Raw genomic sequence first — 25589 nt, forward strand, 5'->3', positions numbered from 1 at the left:
TACCGCGCTGGACCTCCTGAGGAGGAGTGTTGACCGCCGAGGCGTTGCCTGCGGAGCTACGGCGCGCGATCGTGCAGATCGCCCGTACCCCGCGCCTGCTGGTCGCCTGCGACTACGACGGCACGTTGGCCCCCATCACCGCCAACCCCGACGAGGCCCGGCCGCTGCCGGAGTCCGTCGGTGCACTCAGATCTCTCGCCGGCCTGCACGAGACCACCACAGCCGTCATCTCGGGTCGCGCGCTGCGTGACCTGGCGACGCTGTCGCGCCTGCCCGCCGAAGTGAACCTCGTGGGCAGCCACGGCTCCGAGTTCGACATCGGGTTCATCCACGCCCTCGACGAGAAGGCGCGTGCGCTGCACCGCCGGCTCGAGGCGGAGCTGGAGAACCTGGTGCTCGACGTGCCGGGCGTGTCGCTCGAGGTCAAGCCCGCGAGCATCGCGGTGCACGTGCGCCGAGCCGAGCACGAGGCCGGTCGCCGTGTGCTCGCCGACGTGCACGAAGGCCCGTCGACCTGGGAAGGCGTGTCGACCACCGACGGCAAGGAGGTGGTGGAGCTCGCGGTCGTCCAGACGGACAAGGGCCGCGCGCTCGACACCCTGCGCCACCAGGTGGGCGCCACCGCCGCCATCTTCCTTGGCGACGACGTGACCGACGAGAAGGCGTTCGCGCGCCTGTCGGGCCCCGACCTGGGCATCAAGGTGGGCGAGGGCGAGACGCTCGCGACCTACCGCGTGCCCGACACCGTCGACGTCGCGCTGGTTCTCGGGTTCCTCCTGGAGGAACGGCGGAACTGGCTCTACGGCGAGTCGGCTCCGCCCATCGAGCGGCTGTCGATGCTGGCCAACGAGCGCTCCGTCGCGCTCGTGACGCCGGACGCGAAGCTCACGTGGCTGTGCCACCCCGGCCCCGACGCGCCTGCCGTGTTCGCCGACCTGCTCGGCGGCCCCGGTGCGGGAGCCTTCTCGATCAAGCCGCACCGCAACGGCCTGCCGCTGGGCCAGCGCTACCTGCCGAACACGATGACGGTCGAGACGCGCTGGTCGCGCCTGCTCGTGACCGACTACCTCGAGCCGGAAAGCCCTTCGCACCGCACGGACATCGTGCGCGTGATCTCGGGCGAGACGGCGGCGGACGTGCTGTTCGCGCCGCGGCCGGAGTTCGGCGGTGTGCCCGTGAAGCTGGTCGCCGAGGGCGACGGGCTGCGGGTGCTGGGCACGTCGGAGCCGTTCGTGCTCCGCTCGCCGGGCGTGGCGTGGACCATCACGTCCGACGGCCTGCACGACACCGCCACGGCGCTCGTGCAGCCGACACCGGACAACCCTGTGGTGCTCGAACTCCGTTGCGGCACCACGGATCTCGGCGCCCACGAACTGTCCGAAATAGACCGTCGCGACCGCGCGGGCCGCTACTGGAGCGACTGGGCGGCGAAGCTCAAGCTGCCGACGGTGCAGGCCGAGCTGGTGCGCCGCTCTGCGCTCACACTGCGCGGTCTGGTCAACACCGACACCGGTGGTGTCCTGGCGGCGGCGACGTCTTCGCTGCCCGAGGAGATCGGCGGCGTCCGCAACTGGGACTACCGCTACTGCTGGATCCGCGACGCGTCCATGACCGTGCGCGAGCTGGTGCACCTCGGGTCCAACGAGGAGGCCGAGGGCTACCTGCAGTGGCTCCACGGCGTGCTGTCCACTTTGGCCGGTCCGGAGCGCCTGCACCCGCTGTACACGCTGGCCGGCAGCGTGATCGGCGCTGAGGCCGTGATCGAGTCGCTGCCCGGATACGCCGGTTCGCGCCCCGTGCGCGTCGGCAACCTGGCCAACCACCAGGTGCAGCTCGACGTGTTCGGCCCGGTCGTGGAGCTCGTGGTCACCCTGGCCGACGCGCGCGGCGAGCTGCGCGACGAGGACTGGCAGATGGTGCGCGCGATGGCCGAGGCCGTCACGCGGCGCTGGAACGAGCCGGACCACGGCATCTGGGAAGAGCGGCACGTGCCGCGCCACCGGGTGTACTCGCGGGTGATGTGCTGGGTCACGATCGACCGCGCGGTGAAGCTCGGCCACGAGTACGGCCGCGACGTGCCGGCCGCGTGGCCGGAGCTGCGTGAGCAGATCAAGGCCGACGTGCTGGCACACGGCTGGAACGACGAGGTCCAGGCGTTCACCACGGCGTACGACGGCACCGACCTCGATGCCGCGTCGCTGTTCGTGGGCCTCACCGGCCTGATCGACCCGGCCGACGAGCGCTTCCAGCGCACGGTGACCGCGATCGAGGCCGAGCTGCGCAGCGGTTCCACGGTGTACCGCTACCGCCGCGACGACGGCCTGCCCGGCGGCGAAGGCGGGTTCCACATCTGCGCCGCGTGGCTGATCGAGGCGTACCTCATCACCGGCCGCCGCAACGAGGCCGAGGAGCTGTTCACGCAGATCGTCGCCTCGGCCGGCCCCACGGGCCTGCTGCCGGAGCAGTACGACCCGATCGCCGAGCGTTCGCTGGGCAACCACCCGCAGGCGTACTCGCACATCGGCCTCATCCGGTGCGCGAACCTGCTCGCCGAGAAGCTGTGAACACCTGTCACCGGCCTAACCGCGTTAGCACAGGTCGGTGACAAGTGCCGTGAAGGTCACCTTGAGAGACCTACCGTCCCTTAAGGTGACCTTCACGAGCATTTGCACGTTCATTCGGCGCTCGGACGCAGGTCGGTGCAGGAGGTGACGGGATGAAGCAGTACTACGGCGAAGCCACGGACTACGCCCCGCTGCCCCCGCTCTTCGCCCGCCGCGTGCGCACCGGCTCCGTGGTCACCGGCATCGCGCTGCTGGCCGGCACCGCGTTCGTGTTCGGCGTGACGGCGTTCGTCAACCGCCCGCTGCACGGGCACAGCCTCCCCGACGCCCCTGTCGGCGTCATCGGACTGCTGCTGCCGACGCTCGCGGTGGTGATGACGGCCATCGTCGTGTTCGCCTGCCGCAGCTGCCTGCGGGGCGACTACCTCGTGGTCGCCCGCGCCCGAGCCGCGCGCACGGCGCTGATCACCTGCTTCACGGCTACGGTCGTCACCTGCCTGCTCGCCCTCACCGCGTCGGCGCTCGTGGACCTGTGGAGCGACCACGACCGCTTCGGCGCGACGGACGTGCTGGCCACCTTCGCCAACTTCGCTCTGGGCCTGCTCGGCTACGCGGCAGGCCTGTTCTACGTCCGCCCGTCCGTCACGACGCTGGAGAAGTTCAGCGACCACCCGATATGGTGACTCCGGTCACTCCGTGAACGCCGCTGTGAACGCTGTGGAGCTCTGCGGGCAACACTGGGCATGCAGGTGATCCACGACGGTCCGGAGGCGGCGTTGCCGGACTCGTTCGACCGTCCCGACCTGGGCGTTCCCGATCCGGCGCCTGTGTTCGGGCGGCTCTTCGACGCACACTCGCGCCAGCTGCACCGCTACCTCGCGCGCCGCGTCGGCGATGATGCCGCCCACGATCTCGTGGCCGAGACGTTCCTCGTCGCGCTGCGGCGGCGCGAGTCGTACCGGCCGGACCTGGGCACGGCGCGCTCGTGGCTGTACGGGATCGCGACGAACCTGCTGCGCCACCACATCCGCAGCGAGACGCGGGCGCTGAGGGCGACCGCGCGGCTCGCGGCGGTCGGCGAGCACTCCACGGCCGGGCACGACGGCCGCGTCGCCGAGCAGGTGGACGCGCAGACCCGCGCGGCGCAGCTCGCCGGCGCGCTGGCGAAGCTCAACGCCGCCGACCGCGACACGCTGCTGCTCGTGTCGTGGGCCGGGCTCGAGCCGACGGAGGTCGCCGAAGCCCTGGGTGTGCCGCCTGGCACGATCCGCTCGCGGCTGCACCGCATCCGGCGCTGGCTTCGGGCCAACGCCGCGTTCGTCCAGAGCACCACCGAGATCGCCGAGGAGGCGAAGGAACTGTGAACGACGACAATGTGCGCCACCTGTGGTCCGACGCCGAGCTCGACGAAGCCCTCGACGCCCTGCACCCCCACGTCCGCACCGACCCCGCGGAGCTGGACCGCGCCCGCGCGACGCTGCTGCGGGCCGCCGCCGCCGAAACCGGCCGCGCGCACATCGCCCCACCGGCGAAGAAGAAGCCTGGCGGCACGTGGCGCTGGATCGCCGTGGCCGCGGCCGTCGCCGTCGTGACCGGTGGTGTGGTCGTGGCCCGCGAGGTGGTCGAGCGTCCCGCCACGGTCGCCCCGGCCGCCACGGCGACCACCGACGTGCAGCCCGGTCCCGGTCAGTACACCCACGTGACCAACACCTACACGGACATCGAGTGGGTGGCCGACCGCAGTGCGTTCGCCGTGCAGCAGAAGGTCGAGTTCTGGATCCCCGCCGACCGGTCGGACCTGTGGATGCGCAAGTGGACCCGCGATGGCGGCCCGGTGGTCATCACGGGCCTGCCGTCCGACCAGGCAAGCCTGCCCGGCCCGGACTCCACCACGCAGATCGCCCCGGGCGGCGACTTCGAGCAGCCGTTCCCCTACCCCGGCGGCTGGAACACCGACGTCCCCGCCGGTTGGTACCGGCCGACCCCGGCGTTCGTCGCGAACCTGCCGACGGAGCGGGGGCCGCTGCTGAAGGAGGTCTCGTCCGCGTACCCGCCGCCCCGGCGATTGGACTACCTCACGGACGTCCTCCCGCCGATGCAGTCGTACCCCGGCCTCTTCCAGCTAGCAGCCGGCCCGACGTCCACGGCGAAGACACCGCTGCCGCCCACCGCCGGGTCCGCGGTCGCGGCCTACGCCGGGCCAGGCAACACCCAGATGCGCCTGCTCACCGTGCTCGCCTCGGGGCTCGCGCCGCGCCCGGTGCGCGCGGCGATCATCGACCTCCTTCGCAGCCAGGCCACGTCGTGGAGCGAGGGAGGCGGCATCGACAACTGCCTGGTCAGCTACGGCAACCACCACCTGGTCGTCACCATCGACAACTCGACTTCCCAGCTGCTCAGTGCGAGCGACGTCACGAACCAGAACTTCTACGGGATCCACCCGGGCGAGACGCTCAGCGACGCGAAGTTCAGCTTCGAGATCACCAGCCAGTTCGGGTCGTGATCACTTCGCGTGGTTGGCGGCGTTGAGGGCACTGGCGACGTCGCCCACTTCGAGGGCACGGATGCCGTCGGGCAGCTTGCCGGAGTCGGGTGGCACGAGGGCGTGGGTGTAGCCGAGCCGCGCGGCTTCGGCGAGGCGGCGCGCGACGTTGGGCACCCGGCGCACCTCTCCGGCCAGCCCGACCTCGCCGACGGCCACCAGCCGCTGGGACAACGCGACGTCGTGCATCGACGACGTCAGCGCCAGGACCAGCGCCAGGTCGATCGAGGGCTCGGTGATCTTCATCCCACCGACCGTGGCGACGTAGACGTCCTTGTCGCCCAGCTTCAGCCGGCCGCGTTTCTCCAGCACGGCGAGGACCATGGCCACGCGCGAGGAGTCGAGGCCGCTCACCGCGCGCCTGGGCTGCGGCATGCTCGTGCTCGACACCAGCGCCTGCACCTCGCCCAGCAGTGGCCGTTTGCCCTCCATGGCGACCGTGATGGCCGTGCCCGGCACCGGTTCGGCGGTGCGGCTCATGAACAGCCCGGACGGGTCGGGCACGCCGACGATGCCGCCCTCGGTGAGCTCGAAGCAGCCGATCTCGTCGGCCGCGCCGAAGCGGTTCTTGATGCCGCGCACCATGCGCAGCGTCGAATGCTTGTCGCCCTCGAACTGCAGCACGACGTCGACGAGGTGCTCCAGCACGCGCGGGCCGGCGACCGAGCCGTCCTTCGTCACGTGGCCCACCAGCACCACGGGCAGCCCGCGTTCCTTGGCGACCGCCACGAGCCCCGCCGCGACGGCGCGCACCTGCGTGACCCCGCCCGGCGAGCCCTCCACCTGCGGTGACGCCATCGTCTGCACCGAGTCGACGATCAGCACGCCCGGCTTCACGGCGTCGATGTGGCCCAGGACCGCCGACAGGTCGCTCTCGGCCGCGAGGAACATCTCGCCGTGCACGTTGCCCGTGCGCTCGGCGCGCAGCCGGACCTGCCCGGCCGACTCCTCACCCGTGACGTACAGGGAGCGCCCGGCCGTTTTGGCCCACTGGAACGCCACTTCGAGCAGCAGGGTCGACTTGCCGACACCGGGTTCGCCGGCCAGCAGCACCACGGCGCCGGGCACGAGCCCGCCACCGAGCACGCGGTCCAGTTCGGAAACGCCCGTCGCCTTCGCGCGGGCCGTCTCGACGTCGACCTCGCCGATGGGCCGCGCGGGCGCGCTGGGCGCACCCGCGGCCACTCGCGTGATCGCCGGTTTGACCCCGCCCCGCTCTTCGAGCGAGCCCCAGGCCTGGCACTCCGGACAGCGGCCGAGCCACTTCGCGGCTTCGTACCCGCATTCCGCGCACCGGTAGACGGTGTTGGTCTTCTTCACCACGCGCCGAGGCTATCGGCGGGCACCGACAAAAACCGTCAGGGTTCGACGTGTGCCGGCGCGGCGACCGGCATCGCGACGGTGATCGGGCCCGCGTTGCGGAAGGTGAAGGTGACGTTGATCGTCATTCCCGGCCACAGCGGCTGCGTGAGGTCCTGCAGCACGACCGTGCCCTGGTTCAGCTTCGTGGCCGCGCCGCCGTCACCAGGGGACGCACTGCTCGTGGCGGTCGGAGCGTCCGAGGAGGTGTCGCTGGACGGCGTGGAGGCGGAGCTCGACGTGGTCGGCGCCGCCTGTTCGTTGGTCGACTCGACGGCGTCGTCCGGGCCGATGACCAGCGTGTGGCCGGCGACGATGTCGGTGGCGCCGCTGATCTGCGCCGGCGACTTCGTGCCCTCCGAGCTGACCGAGACGAGCTGGTCGTCCTGGGCGCCCTGGTTGACGATCGTGAGCGTGAGCGGCGCGGGCTGGCCGGCCGAGTAGGCGGCGCCCTGCGCGGGGTACTGGACGGCGGCGTCACGCAACACCAGCGTCTTCACCTGCGCGTACGTGCCGTTGACCGCAGGCTGCTGCGTGTCGGTCTGGGTGATCTGGCCGGCCCCGCAACCGGCGAGCACGAGCGCGGCACCGAGCGCCGACACACCTGCGCCGAGCACGCGACGTTTCTGCAGCCTCACGTCGGAGTCCTTCCATCTCACGGCCTCGTCACGACGAAGACTAGCCGGGCGCCGCCGCGCGCGCGGAACCGGTGGGCCCCAACGGGTGCGCCACGACCCAAGATCAACCGTCCAATTAGGATTTCGCACCTGCCGATCAATGGCTTCCCCATTACCTGCATGAGCACGGGCGATTCAGGTTTGTCAACCCCCGCCAAGCCGCTGACCTGCGACGACGATCCCGGGCCGCTAGGTGGCCATCTGAAGACCGTGCTAAGATGGAATCAGCGAAAGGGGCAGAGGACACATGGTTTTCAAGGTCGGAGAGACCGTCGTCTACCCGCACCACGGTGCCGCACTCATCGAAGCCATCGAGACCCGCGTGATCAAGGGCGAGGAGAAGAAGTACCTCGTCCTCAAAGTCGCGCAAGGGGATCTTACGGTTCGCGTGCCTGCTGACAACGCCGAGATCGTCGGTGTGCGTGATGTCGTCGGGCAAGAAGGACTGGACAAGGTTTTCGACGTACTGCGTGCTCCCCACACCGAAGAGCCCACGAACTGGTCTCGTCGGTACAAGGCCAACCTGGAGAAGCTCGCCTCCGGCGACGTGAACAAGGTGGCCGAAGTGGTGCGCGACCTCTGGCGGCGAGAGAAGGACCGCGGACTTTCAGCCGGCGAGAAGCGCATGCTGGCGAAGGCGCGGCAAATTCTGGTCAGCGAGCTCGCGCTCGCGGAAGGCACCGACGAGGACAAGGCGGAAACACTCCTCGACGAAGTTCTGGAAACCGCGACGGTCTGACCCCCTGGGTCATCCGGCTCCCGGCGGAGGCACCGGGCAGCCACTTCTCTACGATCACGACTCGATGAACCAGCAGGTGCAGAGCGTCGCGTTCGTGACTGTCGCACACCACATCGCCGATGAAGAGCGTGCTCTCACGACGGTGAACGGTGAAGTTCTTCTCAAGCACACCGTGCGGGGGCTACTCGGGACACCGGAGCTCGATCTGGTGGTCGTGTCAGCCCCTTCTCGGTGTGCTGAGTCGTTTTCGGACGCCCTTTCAGACGCACTTTCGGACCTCGTTTCCGAGCTGTCCGATCGCTGCCGGTTCGTCCCCGGTGCGTCGCTCCGGCAGGTTTTCCCCGCCGTCGAGCCTTTGCTTTCCCCTGGTGCGGTGGTTCTCGTTCACGACGCCCTGCGCGCCTTCACTCCACAACGGACTGTCCGTGATGTACTGACCACGGTCCGTGCAGGTGCGTCTGTCGTAGTCCCGGTGCTCCCGATGGCGGACACCGTGAAGGCGACCGACGCCGGCTTGATCACCGCCACCGTCGACCGCGACGGCCTGCGCACCGCCCAGACCCCCGTCGGCTTCTCGCTCGACGCGTTTCGCGCGGCACTCGCCGAAAGCCCGGACCCGGGCCTCGGCTCCGTGTCCGGCGCGATCACCGTCCCCGGCGATCCCGACGCCATGCGCGTCGCGAGCGCCTTCGAACTCACGCTCGCCGAAGCCCTCGTGGCCGGCGGCGACCAGGAGGCCCCGCTGTGACCGACCTGCGTGTGGGCAACGGCGTCGACGTCCACCCCATCGAACCCGGCCGCGACTGCTGGATGGCCGGCCTGCTGTGGCCCGGCGTCGACGGCTGCGCCGGCCACTCCGACGGCGACGTCGCCTCCCACGCCCTCTGCGACGCCCTGCTGTCCGCCGCCGGCCTCGGCGACCTCGGCGCCGTCTTCGGCACCGGCGACCCCCGCATGGACGGCGCCCACGGCACCGACATGCTCGCCGAAGTCCGCACCCTGATCGAGGCCGAGGGCTGGCGCGTCGCCAACGCCACCGTCCAGATCATCGGCAACCACCCCCGCGTCGGCAAACGCCGCGCCGAGGCCCAAAACGCCCTCGGCGCGGCCATCGGCGCCCCGGTCAGCGTCTCCGGCACCACCACGGACGGACTAGGCCTCACCGGCCGCGGCGAAGGCATCGCCGCCCTCGCCACCGCCCTCCTCCTCCGCGACTGACCCCTCCCCAGTCCGCTCGACCGCTCCGCCACTTCTCTCACCTTCGCGCGCCCCAATGCGGCGTTGGTTGCACCCAATGCACCCAACGCGGCGTTCGTTGCGCCCAACGCACCGAACGCCACATTGGGGCGCTTTGACGACCCCCACCCACCACCACCCGCCCAACCAACTCACCACCCACCCAGGCCGCGTCCACCCTCCCCACCGCCGCCCAACCACGCGACGAAACCCCGCACCCAGACCCGCCCCGGCACCCCGATCCGAAGCCCCTTTGCGGCCGGCGAGCTTGTGTCAAGGCACGCTTTCCCGCCTTGACACAAGCTCACCGGCCGTCAACACAATCCAGCTTCGGGGTGCACGCCCAACGCAACACGCCCTGCGAGGCCCCGAACCCGCATACCCCACCGCAACCCGCCCCGCGAGGACCGAGAACCCACCCCACACAAACCCGACGCCGCTCCCGCGAGAACCAGATCTAGATAAAGTGACCACGTGGCCATCAACGCAGTCCTTTTCGACTTCTCCGGCACCCTCTTCCGACTGGAGCAGGACTCCTCCTGGCTCACCGACGTCATCGACGACCACGGCCAGACCCTCGACCTCGAAGCCCAGACCGAGCTCATGCGCCGCATGACCGCCCCCGTCGGCCAGGTCGTCGAACTCGACGCCGAATACCGACAGGCCTGGAACGACCGAGACCTGGACCCCGACCTCCACCGCAAGGTCTATCTCGAAGTCCTCTCCCGCTCCGGCGTCCCCCACCGCGACCAGGCCGAAGCCCTCTACAATCGCCTGATCACCCCCAGCGAATGGACGCCTTACCCCGACACCGAAGCCGCCCTCAAACTCGGCGCCGCGGGCGGCCGCAAGGTCGGCGTCCTCAGCAACATCGCCTTCGACATCCGCCCCGCCTTCACGCAGCGCGGCTGGGACACCCACGTCTCGTCGTTCGTGCTGTCCTTCGAGGTCGGAGCCGTCAAACCGCAGCCGGAGATCTTCCGCGCCGCCATCGACCAGCTGGGCGTCGGCGCCGAAGAGACCCTGATGATCGGCGACAGCGAAGATGCCGACGGCGGTGCCCGCGCGCTGGGCTGCGCGTTCGAGCTCGTCGACCCGCTGCCCACCGCCGAACGACCGGACGCACTTCTCGGGGCTTTGCGCAAGCACGACGTCTTTTGACGTCTTGCGACGTCGCCCACACCGACCCCGTACCCTTTATGGGTGGCCCTACACCTGTTCGACACCGCGACCCGTGCCTCTCGGGAGTTCGTTCCCGTCCGGAGCGGAACGGCGTCCATCTACCTGTGTGGCGCCACGGTGCAGGGCGTGCCCCACATCGGGCACGTGCGGGGAGTGCTGAACTACGACGTCCTGCGGCGCTGGCTGCTCCACAGTGGACTCGACGTGCTCCTGGTCCGCAACGTCACCGACATCGACGACAAGATCCTCACCAAGGCCGCCGAAGCGGGCCGGCCGTGGTGGGAGTGGGCGACCAAGCACGAGCGCGCGTTCGAGAAGGCCTACGACGACCTTGGCTGCCTCCCGCCGTCGGTCAACCCGCGCGCGACCGGGCACATCACGCAGATGATCACGCTCATGCAGCGGCTGATCGACAGCGGCCACGCGTATGCGGCCGAAGGTGACGTCTACTTCTCCGTGAAGTCGTTCGACGGCTATGGCAAGCTCTCGGGCCAGCAGCTCGACGAGGTGCAGCAGGGCGAGACACCGACCCGCGGCAAGCTCGATTCACGCGACTTCACGCTGTGGAAGAGCGCGAAGCCGGGCGAGCCGTCGTGGCCGACGCCGTGGGGCGACGGGCGGCCGGGCTGGCACCTGGAGTGCTCGGCGATGTCGACCAACTACCTCGGCCCGGAGTTCGACATCCACGGCGGCGGCGTCGACCTGGTCTTCCCGCACCACGAGAACGAGCGCGCGCAGTCGAACGCCGTCGGCGACCCGTTCGCGCGGTACTGGCTGCACAACGCGTGGGTGACGATGTCCGGCGAGAAGATGTCGAAGTCGCTGGGCAACACCGTGTCGATCCCGGCGATGCTGGAGCGCTACCGCGCGCCCGAGCTGCGTTACTACCTCGTGCAGCCGCATTACCGCTCCACTGTCGAGTACTCCGACAACGCGGTCGCTGAGGCGGCGCAGGGTTACCGCCGCATCGAGGCGTTCCTGCGGCGCGCGGCGGCGGCCGGCGAGGTGCTCGCAGGCGCCGTGCAGCCGGACTTCGCCACCGCGATGGACGACGACCTGGCCACGCCGGCCGCGTTCGCCGTGGTGCACAACACGGTGCGCGACGGTAATGCCGCGCTCGACGCGGGCGATACCCCCAAGGCACTCGAGCTGGCTTCGTCGGTGCGCGCGATGACCGACGTGCTCGGCGTCGATCCGCTCTCGGACCGCTGGGCCGACGGCGGCGGCAGCGAGACCCCCGTCCGCGAAGCGCTCGACGAACTCGTACAAGGCCTGCTGGCCGAACGCCAGGAGGCGCGCGCCGCGAAGGACTTCGCGCGCGCGGACGCCGCCCGTGACCGCCTCACGCAGGCGGGCATCGTGGTTGAAGACACCCCGAACGGTCCGCAGTGGACGGTCAGGAACTCCTGATCCGTTCCACTGCGGTGGATTAAGGACTCGGTTACACATGGCAGGGAACTCACGGCGTCAGGGCGCCGTCCGCAAGACCGGCACCAAGAAGGGCCAGGTCGTCGGCTCCGGCGGACAGCGGCGCAAGGCGCTCGAGGGCAAGGGCCCCACGCCGAAGGCCGAGGACCGGCCCGGGCACAAGGCGTACCGCTCCGCCAACGCCGCGAAGACGCGGGAGCAGGCGCGGCAGAAGAAGGCCGACCGTCCGGAGCTCATCGCCGGCCGCAACCCGGTCGTCGAGGCCCTGCGCGCCGACGTCCCGGGCGTCGCGCTGTATGTCGCGGTGAACATCGAGATCGACGACCGCGTGAACGAGGCCGTGCGCCTCGCGGCCGACAAGGGCATCTCCATCCTGGAGATCCCGCGCGAGGAGCTCGACCGCAAGACCAACCGCGCCATGCACCAGGGCCTGGGCCTTCAGGTGCCGCCGTTCGAGTACGCCCACCCGGACGACCTCATGGAAGCCGCGCGCGACTCGGGCAGCACCCCGCTGTTCGTCGCGCTGGACGGCGTGACGGACCCGCGCAACCTCGGCGCGGTCATCCGGTCGGCCGCCGCGTTCGGCGCTCACGGCGTGCTCCTGCCCGAACGTCGCAGCGCCGGCATGACGGCCGTCGCGTGGCGAACGAGCGCCGGCACGGCCGCCAAGCTCCCCATCGCCGTCGCGACGAACCTCACGCGCCAGTTGAAGGCGTGGGCGTCGAAGGGCCTGATGATCGTGGGCCTCGACGCGGACGGCACCGTGGACATCGATTCCCTGGAGCTCGCGGCAGACCCGCTGGTCATCGTCCTTGGCTCCGAGGGCCGCGGCCTGTCGCGCCTGGTGCGCGAGACCTGCGACGCCACGGTGTCCATCCCGATGGCGGCGGGCGTCGAGTCCCTGAACGCCTCGGTGGCCGCCGGCGTGCTGCTGGCGGAGGTCGCGCGCCGTCGCCGTGCGGCGGGCCGGCTGAGCTGACGTTTCTTCGACCACTGCCGGGCTGCCTGTCATCGGGCGGCCCGGCAGCGGTCTGAACCCTTCGGTACGACCGGTCCGGTTGCCCCTTCGGCTATCACCCTCAGTGATTCGCGTCGGGATCCGCTGGCCTTCACTCCACCGGGCCACCCGCTCGGGCTAAGGTCAGCTCCGGAACCGAGGGGGTCCGTCACCGATGTCGTTCGTTTCGCCGCTGTTCTTGTGGTACTTCATGCCCGCGGTGCTGATCGCCGTGCTGGTGTGCCCGCGCAGCTGGCGCAACGGCATCGTCGCGGTGGCGAGCCTGCTGTTCTACACGATCGGCGCCGGTCCGTACCTGTTCCTGCTGCTCGGCTGCATGGCCGTCAACTTCCTCGCCGGCCCGTCGCTCGAACCCAGCCCCTGGGACGTCCGCAGCTCGCGGCGCAAGCGGATCCTCATCGGACTCGTCACGCTCGACGTGCTGGTGCTCGTCATCTGGAAGTACGCGGGCTTCGCGACGCAGCAGATCGCGGCCGTCGCGCACTGGTTCGGCGGTGATGTCGGCGTCGCGAGCATCGTGGTGCCGATCGGCATCTCGTTCTACACGTTCCACCACATTTCGTACGTCGTGGACATCTACCGCGGCGAGCGTCGCGCGCTTCGCAACCCCGTGTCATTCGCGGCATACATCGCGATGTTCCCGCAGCTCATCGCCGGTCCCATCGTGCGCTACCGCGAGATCGCGGACCAGCTGCCGCAGCAGCGTTCCCACCGCCTCGACGACATCGCCGCCGGCTTCCCGCGGTTCGCGCTGGGCCTCTGCAAGAAGTCCATCGTCGCCGACTCGCTCAGCCCGATGGTCGAAGCGTGCTTCTCCACGCCCCCCGACCAGATGACCTTCGCGACGGCCTGGCTCGGCGCTATCGGCTACACGCTGCAGCTGTTCTTCGACTTCTCGGGCTACTCGGACATGGCCATCGGCCTCGGCCGCATGCTGGGCTTCCGCCTCCCGGAGAACTTCGCGCGACCGTACTCGTCGGTCACCATCACGGAATTCTGGCGCCGCTGGCACATGTCCCTGTCCCGCTGGTTCCGCGACTACGTCTACATCCCCCTCGGCGGCAACCGCTCAGGCGCCGGCAAGACCTACCGCAACCTCTGCATCGTCTTCGTACTGACCGGTTTCTGGCACGGCGCCCAATGGACCTTCCTGGTCTGGGGCTGCTACCACGGCGCCCTCCTGGTCATCGAACGCCGCTTCAACCTGGGCGACACCCCGGCCGGCCCGGCCGCCCGCATCGCCCGCCGGGTGCTGACCCTGGTCCTCGTGGTGTTCGGCTGGGTGTTCTTCCGCTCCACCGACCTGCCGCACGCGCTGAGCATGATCGGCCACATGCTCCTGCCGGACTTCGGCGGGCTCGGCGATGTGGTCTCGAGCGCGCTGACGAACCAGCGGTTGGTGATTTTGCTCTTGGCGCTGACGGTGTTTGTGCTGCCGGCGCATCCCGTTACGGGACCGCTGCTGGAGTCTTCGCGCACGCGTCCGGCGACAGCTTTGCGGGTGGGCGTGATGACGGCCGGGTTGGTTTATGCCGCGATTCTGGTGGCGACGGGGACGTTCAGTCCGTTCTTGTACTACCAGTTCTAGCCGCGCGAAAATTCGCAATGGGAATCGGCGGCTGTCTGCGCACCCTGTACCTCCGTGGGCAACGAAGGGTCCAGCGTGACAGCCGATCAGCAGCGGTTCCGCGATCAGCGGCTGACCGCATGGCATTTCGCCGCCGGTGAGGTGCTGGTGCGCTGCCCGCGGTGTGCGGAATGCGCCAGGGTGGTTGTCGTGCCGGGGGTGGGTGCGGAGCTGCGGGAGGCCCGACGGCTGGTGTGTGGGCGGTGCGGGTATCTCCGGGACCAGACCGGTGGGACGCGATATGGGCCGGTGCCGACTGGGCCCGTGCGCGATCCGTATCTGAGGGAGCCGCTGTGGCTGCAAGGCGATTGCGGCGGGAATGTGCTGTGGGCGTACAACGAAGCGCACCTTGATTATCTCGAGGCCTTTGTCGGTGCGAGGCTTCGGGAGAAGGTCGTTGTCGGCGAGGGTGAGTGGCGGCGGCGGATGACGATGGTCGCCAAGCTGCCGGCATGGCTCAAGTCGGCGAAGAATCGCGAAAGTGTGCTGCGCGGAATTCAGCGGATGCGGGCAACGCTTTAGCCCTGGCCGTAACCGCGAAGTTTTTCCACCACATGCTCAATCTCAGCCGCCGGCAACAAAGCCGGGGTACCGGACGAGCGGGCCAACAGCCACACCTGACAGAGCCACTCCAATTGCTGAGCACGGTCATAAGCCGCAGCCAGTGTGGACCCGTAGGTGACCGTGCCGTGGTTGGCCAGCAGGCAGCCCCGGCGAGCCTCCAGCGCCGGGAGGATGTGGGCGGCAAGAGCGTGAGTGCCGTAGGTCGCGTAGGGGGCGACGCGGATGGTGGGGCCGAGGGTGGCCACCAGGTAGTGGATGGGCGGGAGCTCGTCGACCAGCGTCGACGCGGCGGTGGCGTGGGCGGAGTGCGTGTGGACGACCGCGTTCACCGGGGCGCCGTCGGGGTCGGTGGCGTGGTTGTAGATGGTCAGGTGCATGGGCAGTTCGCTGGTGGGCCGGAGACTGCCATCGACGAGCTCTCCGTCCAAGCCGACGATCGGGATGTCGGCCGGCTGCAAAGTCGCGTAGTCCACACCGGTGGGGGTGACGGCGACGAGGGCGCCGTCGCGGATGGAGAGGTTGCCGGAGGTGGCGACGACGAGGCCGTCCGACGCCAGGCGGCGGGCGTAGGTGCACAGCGCCGCGCGTTCGTCTTCGAGGATCAAGAGACAAAACCTCCGCAACCGGCGCTGGTGGATATCGACATTCTCGGGGCGAACATCCGTGCGGCGGGAATCGGCGACCCTGAAAAAAGAGCGGGCCCACCAAGTGTGGTGGGCCCGCGGAAGGGTGGGGTCAGCGAGCGGCGACGTCCTCCGACCCAAAGGCAGCGTCCTCAACGGACTCCGGCTCCGTAGCCGCCTGGTCCGCCGGGTTCAGCAGGCGCAGGGCTTCCTGAACGGCGACATTCGTAGCGGCCAATCGGTCCGCCACCCGCGAGCGCAGGTCGAGCGCCAGGGTGCGGGCTTCGGTGGCCTCGGTCTGCTTCTGGAGGGCGTCGGCGAGGGCGGTGTCCGTCTGGGAGCGCTTGGCGGCGATCTCCTCGGACGCGGCACGGTCGGCTTCGGCGCGGGCGGCGGCGGAGGCGGCTTCGGCGGCGGCGTCGGCCTCGACGCGGGCGCGGGTGGCCGATTCGTCGGCTTCGGCGCGGGCGCGGGCGGCGGCTTCGTCGGCTTCGGTGCGGGCGCGATCGGCGGTGGCCGTGCGGGTCGCGATGTCTTCATTCGCGGCAGCGGTCCGCGTGGCGATGTCTTCGTTGGCGGCGGCCGTCCGCGAAGAAATGTCCTCGTCCGCGGCAGCGGTGCGCGTGGCGATGTCTTCGTCAGCCGCAGCCGTGCGCGTAGCGATATCTTCATTCGCCGCAGCCGTGCGCGAAGCGATGTCCTCGTCGGCAGTCCGGGTCCGACGCTCGATGTCCGCGTCCGCGGCAGCCGTGCGCTGGTCGATGTCAGCCTCGGCCGAAGCGATGCGCGACGCGATGTCCGCCTGCGCCTCCGTAAGCAGCCGCTCGCGCTCGGCTTCCGCTTCCTTGCCCAGACGCTCGACGGTCCGCTGCGACTCGTGCGCGTATTTGTCCGCCTCGGCGCGGGTGGCGGCGGCGTCGGCTTCGGCCGCGGCGCGGAGGTCGGCGATTTCTTCCTCGGCGAGCTGCATCATCATGCGCACGCGCTCGGCCATCGCTCCGGCGCCGGACGGGCTCGAGCTCAGCCGCACAAGGGCGGCCTTCGTCTCGGACAGCTCGTTCTGCGTAGTGGTGAGGGCCTTGGACAGCTCACCGGCCGTCGCGATGGCGTCATCGCGGCTGTGGGACGTCTCCCTCAGCTCGCGCGCGAGCGCGGTGAGCCGCTCGTCGACCTGGCGCTGGTTGTAACCCCTGACCGCGACTGCGAACGGGGCGCTCTTGGGAGTGGCTTCGGACTTCTCAGGCGCGACCATCGGGCCACCTTAGTGAGGGCAGGTCCGTGTTTACGTACCGCCAAACGGCTGCATTACAAAATGCGCTACCCCCGGTCACGCATGGCATCGCAGACGAGGAGGGACGACGGGGATAACAACACGGAAACAGCGGGAGACCGGAATGGACAGTCCGAAACAACGCGCCGGATCGATCTTCGGCCCGACCAGCACGAGCCCGGCGAATACGTGGCCCCGACAAGCCACCACCGTCGATCCGCAGTCGAGCCGGCCCGAAGCCCACCCCACAGCCGAGCCGGCCCGAACCGGTGAACGCCCGACGCGGCTCCCCGGCGCACTGCCCGCCGCCCGCTACCGTGCGCGTGAGCGCGACACGGGGAGGCAAGCGCGGTGCACCACTGGCAGGTCTACGCGACGATGCCCTTCATCGCCGCGCTGATCGGCTACGTCACCAAGCGCGTGGCCATCGAAATGATGTTCCGGCCCGTCGAGTTCGCCGGCGTCAAACCGTTCCTCGGCTGGCAGGGCGTGCTGCCCGCGAACGCCGAACGCATGGCGACGACCGCGACGGAAATGCTCACCACGAACCTCGTCGACCCGAAGGAGATTTTCGCGCGCCTCGACCCCGCGCAGGTCGCCAAGGAAATCGAAGAACCGCTGCTCGAAGTCGTCGAAGACGTCACGCGCGAGGTCATGGAGACCTACCAGCCGCGGTTGTGGGAGGTGCTGCCCACGACCGCGCAGCAGCTGCTGCTCAAGCGCGTTCAGGCCGAAGCGCCGCGCGCGATCACCAAGATCATGCGGGAAATCGCGGCCGACATCGAAGACGTGCTCGACCTCAAGCACATGGTCGTGACCAACCTCGTGCGCGACAAGGCGCTCCTCAACCGCCTGATCCGCGACATCTCGAAACCCGAAATGCGGTTCATCGCGCGTTCCGGAATCGTGTTCGGCTTCATTCTCGGCTGCGTTCAGCTGCTCGTGTGGACGTTCACGAAATCGCCGATCGTGCTGCCACTGTTCGGTCTCGGCATCGGCTGGTTCACCGACTGGCTCGCCCTGAAAATGATCTTCCTGCCTCGCGAGCCGAAACGGTTCTTGGGCCTCTTTACATGGCAAGGCGTGTTCCAGAAACGCCGCGACCAGGTCGCCGCCGACTACGGCGACATGATCGCCCGCGAGATCATCACCGTGCCCAACCTGCTGGAAGCCGTCCTGCGCGGCCCGAAGTCCGACCGCCTGTTCACCATGATCACGCGGGAAGTGCAGAAGACGATCGACGCGCAGGCGAGCGTGGTGAAACCGTTCGTCGCGATCGCCATCGGCACGAAGCGCTTTCAGGAAATGAAGCAGACGGCCGCCGCGATCGCCGCGCGGCGCGTACCCGAGACGATCCGCCACGCCGAGGACTACGCCGTGAACGCGCTCGACGTGCGCAACACGATCGTCGACCGGATGCGCAAACTCACCCCGCTGGAATTCGAACAACTGCTGCGCCCGGCGTTCCGGCAGGACGAATGGAAGCTGATCGCGGTCGGTGCGGTCATCGGTGGGCTGGTCGGCGAGCTCCAGGCGCTGGCCCTGCTGCACTGACAACTGCGATACGGTTTCTCCGGCGAGTGGAGGGAGGCCGGTTTGGACGCAGTCCTCGACGACCTCGCGCGGCACTGGCCGGTCTACGCCACGATGCCGTTCATCGCCGCGCTCATCGGCTACGTCACCAAGCGCGTCGCGATCGAGATGATGTTCCGCCCGCTCGAATTCGTCGGGATCAAGCCGTTTCTCGGCTGGCAGGGCGTGGTGCCCAAGCACGGCGGCCGGATGGCGGCCATCGCCACCGAACTGCTGACCACGAACCTGCTCGACCTCAAGGAGATCTTCGAGAAGATCGACCCGGTCATCGTCACGCGCGAGCTGGAGCAGCCGATGCTGCGGGCCGTCGACGCGATCGCGCGCGACGTGCTGGAGGAGCACCACCCGCGCCTGTGGGAAGTTCTGCCGACGCTCGCGCAGGAGCTGCTGATCAAGCAGGTCCAGGCCAACGCGCCGCGGCTCGTGCGCGAATTCCTGGAGGACGTGCGCGACAACCTCGACGAAGTGCTCGACGTGCGGCACATGACCGTCGAAAGCCTCACCCGCGACAAGGCCCTGCTCGTGCGCCTGATCCGCGAGACCTCGCGGCCCGAGATGGCCTTCATCGCCCGCGCCGGCATCTTCTTCGGGTTCGGCCTCGGCATCGTGCAGGCGATCGTGTGGGCGTTGACGCTCGAGCCGCTCGTGCTGCCGATCTTCGGCGGCTGCATCGGCCTGTTCACCGACTGGCTCGCGATCAAGATGATCTTCCTGCCCCGCGAACCCGTGCGCGTCGGCCGGGTGATCCTGCAGGGCAAGTTCCAGCGCCGCCGCGCGGAGGTCGCCCGGCAGTACGGCGAGCTCATCGCCGGCGAAGTCCTGACCACGGCGAACCTGCTCGAAGCCCTGCTGCGCGGCCCGAAGTCCGACCGGCTCGTAGCCATGGTCGAACGCGCGGTGAGCCATGCCGTCGACGAGCAGGCCAGCCTCGCGAAGCCCGTGCTCACGCTGGCCGTCGGCGGGCGCCGGCTGCAAGAGATGAAGCACGAGGCCGCGCGGCGGGCGCTGGCGGAGCTGCCGCAGACCGTCCGCTACGCCGAGGGCTACCTCACACAGGCCATGGACGTCGCCAAGGTCATCGAGCAGCGCATGCTCGCGATGACGCCCGTGGAGTTCGAAGGGCTGCTGCGCCCGGCGTTCCGCCAGGACGAGTGGAAGCTGATCGCCGTGGGTGGCGTGATCGGGTTCATCGTCGGTGAGCTGCAGGTCCTGCTCATGCTCGGCTGACTTTTCGGTGGTTGCCCACACCGCGTTCACTCGAAGTGGCTACCGTGATCGAGTGGCGTCCGAACCCCATCAGCTGCCAGCCGTCCACGAGGCGTACCTGCCCCGCGAGCACGCGCTGCACCGTCCGCGGCACGGCAAGCGGCAGCTCACAGCGCTGATCTGCGCGCTGCTGTTCTTCACCACGCCCACAATGCTGTGGGTGTTCGGGGTGCGCCCGACCGAGATCGAGAACCACAAGCTCGCGGGTTTCCCCAGCATCGGAGACGGCTTCGGCTTCTTCACCGGCCTGCCGACGTGGGCTGTCGACCAGCTGTCCTTCCGCGCGAGCGCCATCAACGCGGCCGACGGCGTCAGCCAAGCGATCTTCGGCGAGGACGCGCCGCTCGACCAGGGCTCGTCGTCCGACTCCGGCCCCATCCCCGCGCCGCCGCTGCAGCAGCCGGGCGCGCCCAACCAGGGTCCGGCCGCGCCGAGCCTGCCGGGCAGCAACCAGGCCGGCTACCGCAAGGTCGTGCAGGGCCTCGACGGCTGGCTGTACTACGGCTACGACGCCGAGTCGAAGTGCACGCCCACGCAGGACATCGACACGACGCTGAAGAAGGTCAACGAGCTGCGCACCGCTGTCGAGGCGTCCGGGCGCAAGTTCATCTTCGTGGTGACGCCGGACAAGACGACGATGGTGCCCCAGTTCCTGCCCGACAGCTTCCCGGGCAAGGAGTGCTCGCAGGCGGCCGCGCCGAACGACTGGTACAAGATGACCACCGTCGGCCACTCGCTGGACCTGCGCCCGGCGCTCGCCGCGTCCGCCGCCCGCGTGGGCCACCCGATCTACGCCCCCAACGACACGCACTGGCGTGACGAAGGCGGCCTCGTCCTCACGCGGACCCTCGCCGAGACCGTGCAGCCCGGCGTGACCACGAGCTGGCTGTCCACTCCGGACGGTGTGTACGACGCCGTCGCCGACCTGCCGCTGCTGATCGGCAAGTCGGGCACCAAGTCGAACACGCAGTACAGCCTGAAGCCCGACGGCGTCACCGACCGCGCGGCGGGTTTCCTCGCCAACATCGACCAGCCCGTGCACCACAACTCGCCCCCGCTGGTGGGCACGATCGCCAAGCCCACGCTCATCTACGGCGACTCCTTCAGCCTCGCGTCCTCGCGCTACCTCTCCGCGGCTTTCACGAACCTGACCTACCTCGCCTACTCAACCGACAAAACTCCCCAGGCGCAGGCGGTCAACGAGTTCGTGAACTCGCAGGTGGTCGTCCTGCAGGCCGTGGAACGCAACGTCGCGGGCGGCCTGGTGCCGTTCACGGACGACGGCTTCATCAACGCGGTGAAGACGGCGATGGCCGCGCACCCCGTCGGGTAGGTCAGACGGCCACGGGTGTCCGCTCGGCCGGAGCGGTCACGCGGACGCCGGTGCGGCGGTCGCGAGCCCAGGAGATGGCGCGGCAGATCAGGTAGATCAAGAACGAGATGGCCGTGACGAAGGCGCTCACCGGTTTGCCCGGGGCCAGCGACAGGATGATGCCGCCCAGGGCCGCGACCTCCGCGAAGATCACCGACAGCACCGTCGCGCGCAACGGGCTCGCCGTGACGCGGGCGGCGGCCGCGGCGGGCGTCACCATCAGGGCGACCACCAGCAGCGACCCGACGATCTGCACGCTCAGCGCCGTCGCGACACCGACGAGCAGGGAGAACACCACCGTCAGCGTCTTCACCGGCACGCCGCGCGCGACGGCGACGTTGCGGTCCACGCTGGCGAACAGCAGTGGCCGGTAAACGCACGCCAGCACGGCCAGCACGGCGACGGCCGAGATCACGAGCGACGTCAGGTTCGTCGAGTCCACAGTGATGATCTGGCCCGTGAGAATGCCGAACTTGTTGGCCGACCGTCCCTTGTAGAACGACAGCAGCAACACGCCCATGCCGAGGCCGAAGGACAGGATCACACCGATCACGGAGTCGCGGTCGGCGTCGCGGGTGCCGAGGATGCCCAGCAGCAGGGCGGCGGCCACCGCGCCGAGAAGCGCCCCGTACTCGACGCCGACGCCGATCAGCAGCGCGCCCGCTGCGCCGGTGAAGGCCAGCTCAGACGTGCCGTGCACCGCGAAGGACATGCGGCGCATCACGATCAGCGGACCGAGGATGCCGGCGAGCAGCCCGAGCACGGCGGCCGCGATGAGCGCCGTCTGCACGCCGTCCAGCTCGGTGATCAGCTCCCACGTCTTGGCGAAGTCGAACATGCCGTCCAAGGCTCAGCCCACTGCTTCCTGCTCGTGGTGGTGCGGTTGGTCTTCGCACAGGGAGCTCTGCGAACCCGCGATGTGGATCTGCCCGCCGACGCGCAGCACCTCGACGCGGGTGCCGTACAGCTCGGACAGCGTCTCGGAGTTCATCACCTCGTCGGGCTTGCCGACGCGGAACGAGCCGTTGACCAGGTATAACACGCGGTCGACGAACTGCAGCACCGGGTTGATCTCGTGCGTCACGAACAGCACGGCCGTGTCCGCCGTGCGCCGGCGCCGGTCGATCAGCTCGCTGACCGCGCGCTGGTGCGCGAGGTCGAGCGAAAGGAGCGGTTCGTCGCACAGCAATACGGACGGGTCACCGACCAGCGACTGCGCCACCCGGAGGCGTTGCTGCTCACCGCCGGAAAGCCGCCCGATCGGCTGCTTCGCGTACGCCGTGCCACCGACGGCCTCGATCGCCTCCGCGACGCGACGCCGGCGGTCGCGCATGCCGAACACGCCGGTCCCCCAGCGGTGCCCGTCGAGGCCCAGCCCCACGAGGTCGACGCCACGCAGGGTCAGGCCGTCGTCGATCGCGCGCTGCTGCGGGATGTAGCCGACCTTGCGGTTGGCGCCGCCCGGGCGGCCGCCGGCGATCTCGACGCTGCCGGCCGAGAGGCTCTGCATGCCGAGCAACGCCTTGAGCAGGCTGCTCTTGCCGGACCCGTTAGGACCGAGGATCGCGAGGAACTCGCCCTGCTCGACGTCGAGGTCGAGCCCGGACCAGAGGGTGCGGCTGCCGAACGCCAGGCCCGCCCCGCGGACGCGAACCGCGGGGCGAACCGTCGAGAGCGCGGCGGACATCAGCTGTTCAGAGCCCCGGACAGCGAGTCCACTTCCTTGGTCATCCAGTCAATGTAACCCGTGACGTCGGCAGGCAGCGTCTCGGCTACGTCGACCACGGCGACGTTCGACGCCTTCGCATCCGACACCACCTGCTGGGTCAGCGGGGTAACCGTCTGGACGTTGTTGATCAGGGCCTTGACCTGCTTGTTCTTGATGAGCTGGGTGAAGTCGTTGACGGCCGTGGCGGGCACGTCGGTCTCGTTCTCGACCGCGTCGGAGAAGGCCTTCGGCGTCGCGTCGGTGATCTTCGCGGTCTCGAGCAGGTAGTGCGCCACGGGCTCGGTCACCACGACCTTGGTGCCCGGGTGCGCGGCGCCGACGGCTTCCGTCTTCTTGACCAACGCGTCGACCTGGCCCTTGAACGCCTTGGCGTTGTCGTCGAAGGTCTGCTTCGACGCCGGCTGGATCGCGCTGAGCGCCGAGGCGACCTGGTCGGCCACCTTCTCCACGCCCGGCAGGTCGAACCAGACGTGCTCGTTCTCGTCGCCGGTCGCGGCGATGTCGTAGGCCACGAGCTTCTTCGCGCCGTCCGCCTGGTCGGCCAGCTTGCCGAAGAAGTCGTCGTAGCCGCCGCCGTTGGCGAGCGTGAGCTGCGCGTTCTTGGCCGCCAGCGCGTCGTCGGCCGTGGACTCGTACGAGTGCGGGTCGGCCGTCGGGTCGTGGATGATCGACTTGACAGCCACCTTGTCACCGCCGACGGCCGTGACGACGCTGCCCCACACGTCCGTCGCCGCGACGACGTTGATCTGGCCCGTCGTGGAACCAGAGCCGGAACCGGTGCCGGAGCCCGAGTCGGTGCTGGAGCACGCGCTGAGCGCGAACACGGTCAGAGCCGAAGCGGCGGCGAGCACGCCGCGGGCGCGGCGGGTACTCAGGCGGGAACTCATCGAAGACTCTCCTGGGTCGAACCGATCAGCTAATGGAAATCGTTGTCAGATTCACTTTACCCCATCCGAATGACAGTGCCCGCTCCACCGGGTGGCAGAAGGCCCGTCCGTCACTCAGCGGATCGAGACACTCACCACAGGGGTGTCGCTTCTGGAAAACGATCTGAACCGTTACGGTTTGCGGATGGGCCGTCCTATTCGCACCCGGAGGCAGGCGACATTGGCGTCGCTGGCGGCGGAGCTCGGGGTGTCCAGGACCACCGTGTCCAACGCGTACAACCGCCCCGACCAGCTGTCTCCCGAACTTCGCCGGCGCATCCTCGAGACCGCCCGCCGCCTCGGTTACCCCGGCCCGGACCCGGTAGCGCGTTCGCTGCGCACGCGCAAGGCCGGCGCCGTCGGGCTGCTGCTCACCGAGAACCTGTCGTACGCGTTCCGTGACCCGGCGGCGGTCGGTGTGCTCGAAGGCCTCGCCCTCGCCTGCGAGGACGCCGGGGTCGGCCTGCACCTGGTGCCCGCGAGCCCCGGCCGCGAAGACGTCGCCGCCGTACACCGCGCCGGCGTCGACGGATTTGTCGTCTACTCCGTACCCGACGACGACCCGCACTTGGCCGCGGTGCTGGAGCGGCCCGTCCCCACGGTGATCATCGACCAGCCGCGCATCGAAGGCGTGGACCGCGTCGGCCCCGACGACGCGGCCGCCGTCACGCGCCTGGCCGAGCACCTCGTTTCGCTCGGCCACCGGCAGGTCGGCGTGCTGTGCATGCGCCTGGCGCGCGAGCGCAACGACGACTTCGTGACCGCGCAGCGCCAGAGCAGCGCCCATTTCCACGTGCAGCGCATCCGCCTCGAAGCCCTGGCCACGGCGTTCTCTGCGGCCGGCGTTGATTGGGCCACCGTGCCCGTAGTCGAGCGCTTCGACCACACCGTCGACGACGGCGCTACCGGCGCCCGCCAGCTGCTCGACGCGTACCCGCAGGTCACGGCCGTGATCTGCACGTCGGACATCCTCGCGCTCGGCGCGCTGGCCGAAGCCGAGCGACGGGGCCTGCGCGTGCCGCTCGACCTCACCGTGACCGGCTTCGACGGCATCGCCGAGGCCGAGCGCCTCGGGCTCACCACCGTGCACCAGCCCGTGCTCGAGAAGGGCAAGGTCGCGGGGCGGCTGCTGCTCGGCTCGGCCGAGCGTGTGGGCCCGAAGGTGATCACGCTGCCCACCGAGCTGCGGCTCGGGCGCACGTCGGCGCCGCCGCGGACCGTCGAGGAGCCGTGGTTCGGGGGCTGACCTCCGGCAGCAGGGGGAATGCCCCTGTTTTCCGGTGACTTCGGACCTATCCCGTTGTAACGGGCGCTCCGGACGGGTTCCATGGGAGGGACCGCCCGCATAGTCGGGGAAGCGTGGCCGAAAGGTGACCATGACCTCCATCGACGTTCTTCTCAAGCGCAACGAGGAACTCGGCAACGTCGTGCCGGGCGACCGCTCCTCGCCCAAGCCTTCACTGCACGTGGCCATCCTGACCTGCATGGACGCGCGCGTGCGCGTGTTCGAGATCTTCGGCCTCATCCAAGGTGAGTCCCACGTGCTGCGCAACGCGGGCGGCGTGGTCACCGACGACATGATCCGTTCCCTCGCCCTCAGCCAGCGCAAGCTCGGCACGCGCGAGGTCCTGATCGTGCAGCACACCAACTGCGGCCTCTCGACCGTGACCGAGGACGACTTCAAGGACGAGCTCGAACAGGCCACGGGCCTGCGGCCGACCTGGTCGGTGGAGGCGTTCCGCAATGTCGAGGACAGCGTGCGCGTGTCGATGGAGCGCGTGCGCCGCAGCGACTTCCTGCCGCACACCGACAACGTGCGCGGATTCGTCTACGACGTGAAGACCGGGAGCCTGACCGAGGTCGTCTGAGCCGCG

At 69.4% G+C, this 25589-nt stretch carries 24 protein-coding genes; 17 read left to right on the plus strand and 7 right to left on the minus strand.

Features of this window, described 5'->3' with window-relative positions; translation table 11 throughout:
* Nucleotides 1–26: 26 nt before the first annotated feature.
* The 4 genes from otsB (at nucleotide 27) to K1T34_RS14365 (ending at nucleotide 5067) form a co-directional block, all read left to right on the plus strand.
* Nucleotides 27–2564, plus strand: a complete 2538-nt coding sequence (gene otsB, locus K1T34_RS14350) for a trehalose-phosphatase (protein ID WP_220244758.1) — start codon at nucleotides 27–29, stop codon at nucleotides 2562–2564.
* A 152-nt stretch (nucleotides 2565–2716) separates the two neighbouring features.
* Nucleotides 2717–3247, plus strand: coding sequence for a hypothetical protein (locus K1T34_RS14355; protein ID WP_220244759.1), 531 nt, complete (start codon nucleotides 2717–2719; stop codon nucleotides 3245–3247).
* A 60-nt stretch (nucleotides 3248–3307) separates the two neighbouring features.
* Nucleotides 3308–3928 carry an RNA polymerase sigma factor gene (locus K1T34_RS14360; RefSeq protein ID WP_220244760.1) on the plus strand — a complete coding sequence of 207 codons (621 nt, stop codon included), beginning with the start codon at nucleotides 3308–3310 and terminating at the stop codon, nucleotides 3926–3928.
* Nucleotides 3925–5067 carry a hypothetical protein gene (locus K1T34_RS14365; protein ID WP_220244761.1) on the plus strand — a complete coding sequence of 381 codons (1143 nt, stop codon included), beginning with the start codon at nucleotides 3925–3927 and terminating at the stop codon, nucleotides 5065–5067. Before K1T34_RS14360 ends, K1T34_RS14365 begins: the two co-directional genes overlap by 4 nt.
* On the opposite strand, the gene radA is transcribed toward K1T34_RS14365, so the two are convergent.
* Both radA and K1T34_RS14375 read right to left on the minus strand, forming a co-directional pair.
* Nucleotides 5068–6429 carry a DNA repair protein RadA gene (gene radA, locus K1T34_RS14370; protein WP_220244762.1) on the minus strand — a complete coding sequence of 454 codons (1362 nt, stop codon included), beginning with the start codon at nucleotides 6427–6429 and terminating at the stop codon, nucleotides 5068–5070.
* Between the two features lie 35 nt (nucleotides 6430–6464).
* Nucleotides 6465–7103: a hypothetical protein gene (locus K1T34_RS14375; protein ID WP_220244763.1), complete on the minus strand. Its 639-nt coding sequence runs from the start codon at nucleotides 7101–7103 to the stop codon at nucleotides 6465–6467.
* Between the two features lie 286 nt (nucleotides 7104–7389).
* Between K1T34_RS14375 and K1T34_RS14380 the strand changes: the two genes are divergently transcribed.
* The 8 genes from K1T34_RS14380 (at nucleotide 7390) to K1T34_RS14415 (ending at nucleotide 14894) form a co-directional block, all read left to right on the plus strand.
* Nucleotides 7390–7881 carry a CarD family transcriptional regulator gene (locus K1T34_RS14380; protein ID WP_033294400.1) on the plus strand — a complete coding sequence of 164 codons (492 nt, stop codon included), beginning with the start codon at nucleotides 7390–7392 and terminating at the stop codon, nucleotides 7879–7881.
* Nucleotides 7882–7945: 64 nt separating this feature from the next.
* Nucleotides 7946–8629 carry a 2-C-methyl-D-erythritol 4-phosphate cytidylyltransferase gene (locus tag K1T34_RS14385; RefSeq protein WP_255638512.1) on the plus strand — a complete coding sequence of 228 codons (684 nt, stop codon included), beginning with the start codon at nucleotides 7946–7948 and terminating at the stop codon, nucleotides 8627–8629.
* A gap of 5 nt (nucleotides 8630–8634) precedes the next feature.
* Nucleotides 8635–9099 (plus strand): 2-C-methyl-D-erythritol 2,4-cyclodiphosphate synthase, encoded by a 465-nt coding sequence (gene ispF / locus K1T34_RS14390; RefSeq protein WP_220247202.1) that lies wholly within the window; start codon nucleotides 8635–8637, stop codon nucleotides 9097–9099.
* Between the two features lie 492 nt (nucleotides 9100–9591).
* On the plus strand, nucleotides 9592–10278 hold the full coding sequence (locus K1T34_RS14395; RefSeq protein WP_220244764.1) for an HAD family hydrolase: 687 nt from the start codon (nucleotides 9592–9594) through the stop codon (nucleotides 10276–10278).
* Between the two features lie 42 nt (nucleotides 10279–10320).
* Nucleotides 10321–11709 carry a cysteine--tRNA ligase gene (gene cysS / locus K1T34_RS14400; protein ID WP_220244765.1) on the plus strand — a complete coding sequence of 463 codons (1389 nt, stop codon included), beginning with the start codon at nucleotides 10321–10323 and terminating at the stop codon, nucleotides 11707–11709.
* A 37-nt stretch (nucleotides 11710–11746) separates the two neighbouring features.
* The gene (gene rlmB, locus K1T34_RS14405; protein WP_220244766.1) at nucleotides 11747–12706 is read left to right on the plus strand and encodes a 23S rRNA (guanosine(2251)-2'-O)-methyltransferase RlmB; all 960 of its coding nucleotides are present in this window, start codon (nucleotides 11747–11749) and stop codon (nucleotides 12704–12706) included.
* Between the two features lie 193 nt (nucleotides 12707–12899).
* Nucleotides 12900–14333, plus strand: coding sequence for an MBOAT family protein (locus K1T34_RS14410; protein WP_220244767.1), 1434 nt, complete (start codon nucleotides 12900–12902; stop codon nucleotides 14331–14333).
* A 54-nt stretch (nucleotides 14334–14387) separates the two neighbouring features.
* Complete coding sequence (locus tag K1T34_RS14415) at nucleotides 14388–14894, plus strand: TFIIB-type zinc ribbon-containing protein (RefSeq protein ID WP_220244768.1); 507 nt, start codon at nucleotides 14388–14390, stop codon at nucleotides 14892–14894.
* Here K1T34_RS14415 and K1T34_RS14420 read toward each other — a convergent pair.
* Both K1T34_RS14420 and K1T34_RS14425 read right to left on the minus strand, forming a co-directional pair.
* Nucleotides 14891–15541: a class II aldolase/adducin family protein gene (locus K1T34_RS14420; protein WP_220244769.1), complete on the minus strand. Its 651-nt coding sequence runs from the start codon at nucleotides 15539–15541 to the stop codon at nucleotides 14891–14893. The two genes, K1T34_RS14415 and K1T34_RS14420, sit on opposite strands and share 4 nt — an antisense overlap.
* A gap of 130 nt (nucleotides 15542–15671) precedes the next feature.
* The gene (locus K1T34_RS14425) at nucleotides 15672–16811 is read right to left on the minus strand and encodes a hypothetical protein (RefSeq protein WP_220244770.1); all 1140 of its coding nucleotides are present in this window, start codon (nucleotides 16809–16811) and stop codon (nucleotides 15672–15674) included.
* 396 nt (nucleotides 16812–17207) lie between these two features.
* Here K1T34_RS14425 and K1T34_RS14430 point away from each other — a divergent pair, with 396 nt between their 5' ends.
* From K1T34_RS14430 to K1T34_RS14440, 3 genes are read left to right on the plus strand one after another with little or no spacing between them, the layout of a single operon-like run.
* Nucleotides 17208–18383, plus strand: a complete 1176-nt coding sequence (locus K1T34_RS14430; RefSeq protein ID WP_220247203.1) for a DUF445 domain-containing protein — start codon at nucleotides 17208–17210, stop codon at nucleotides 18381–18383.
* Nucleotides 18384–18425: 42 nt separating this feature from the next.
* Nucleotides 18426–19649: a DUF445 domain-containing protein gene (locus tag K1T34_RS14435; RefSeq protein ID WP_220244771.1), complete on the plus strand. Its 1224-nt coding sequence runs from the start codon at nucleotides 18426–18428 to the stop codon at nucleotides 19647–19649.
* Nucleotides 19650–19701: 52 nt separating this feature from the next.
* Nucleotides 19702–21021: a hypothetical protein gene (locus K1T34_RS14440; RefSeq protein WP_220244772.1), complete on the plus strand. Its 1320-nt coding sequence runs from the start codon at nucleotides 19702–19704 to the stop codon at nucleotides 21019–21021.
* Nucleotide 21022: 1 nt separating this feature from the next.
* Here K1T34_RS14440 and K1T34_RS14445 read toward each other — a convergent pair whose 3' ends face one another.
* Genes K1T34_RS14445 through K1T34_RS14455 form a run of 3 tightly spaced genes read right to left on the minus strand, consistent with a single transcriptional unit; the run spans nucleotide 21023 to nucleotide 23664 of the window.
* Entirely contained in the window at nucleotides 21023–21907 is an 885-nt protein-coding gene (locus K1T34_RS14445) for a metal ABC transporter permease (RefSeq protein WP_220244773.1), read from the minus strand.
* A 3-nt stretch (nucleotides 21908–21910) separates the two neighbouring features.
* Nucleotides 21911–22747 (minus strand): metal ABC transporter ATP-binding protein, encoded by an 837-nt coding sequence (locus tag K1T34_RS14450; RefSeq protein WP_220244774.1) that lies wholly within the window; start codon nucleotides 22745–22747, stop codon nucleotides 21911–21913.
* Nucleotides 22747–23664: a metal ABC transporter solute-binding protein, Zn/Mn family gene (locus tag K1T34_RS14455; protein WP_220247204.1), complete on the minus strand. Its 918-nt coding sequence runs from the start codon at nucleotides 23662–23664 to the stop codon at nucleotides 22747–22749. The genes K1T34_RS14450 and K1T34_RS14455 overlap by 1 nt, the downstream gene beginning before the upstream one ends.
* A 196-nt stretch (nucleotides 23665–23860) precedes the next feature.
* Between K1T34_RS14455 and K1T34_RS14460 the strand changes: the two genes are divergently transcribed.
* Together K1T34_RS14460 and K1T34_RS14465 are read left to right on the plus strand one after the other, a co-directional pair.
* Nucleotides 23861–24961, plus strand: a complete 1101-nt coding sequence (locus K1T34_RS14460; protein WP_220244775.1) for a LacI family DNA-binding transcriptional regulator — start codon at nucleotides 23861–23863, stop codon at nucleotides 24959–24961.
* A gap of 130 nt (nucleotides 24962–25091) precedes the next feature.
* Nucleotides 25092–25583, plus strand: coding sequence for a carbonic anhydrase (locus tag K1T34_RS14465; protein WP_220244776.1), 492 nt, complete (start codon nucleotides 25092–25094; stop codon nucleotides 25581–25583).
* Nucleotides 25584–25589: the final 6 nt, after the last annotated feature.

This window comes from Amycolatopsis sp. DSM 110486 (genome assembly GCF_019468465.1).
Taxonomy (GTDB): domain Bacteria; phylum Actinomycetota; class Actinomycetes; order Mycobacteriales; family Pseudonocardiaceae; genus Amycolatopsis.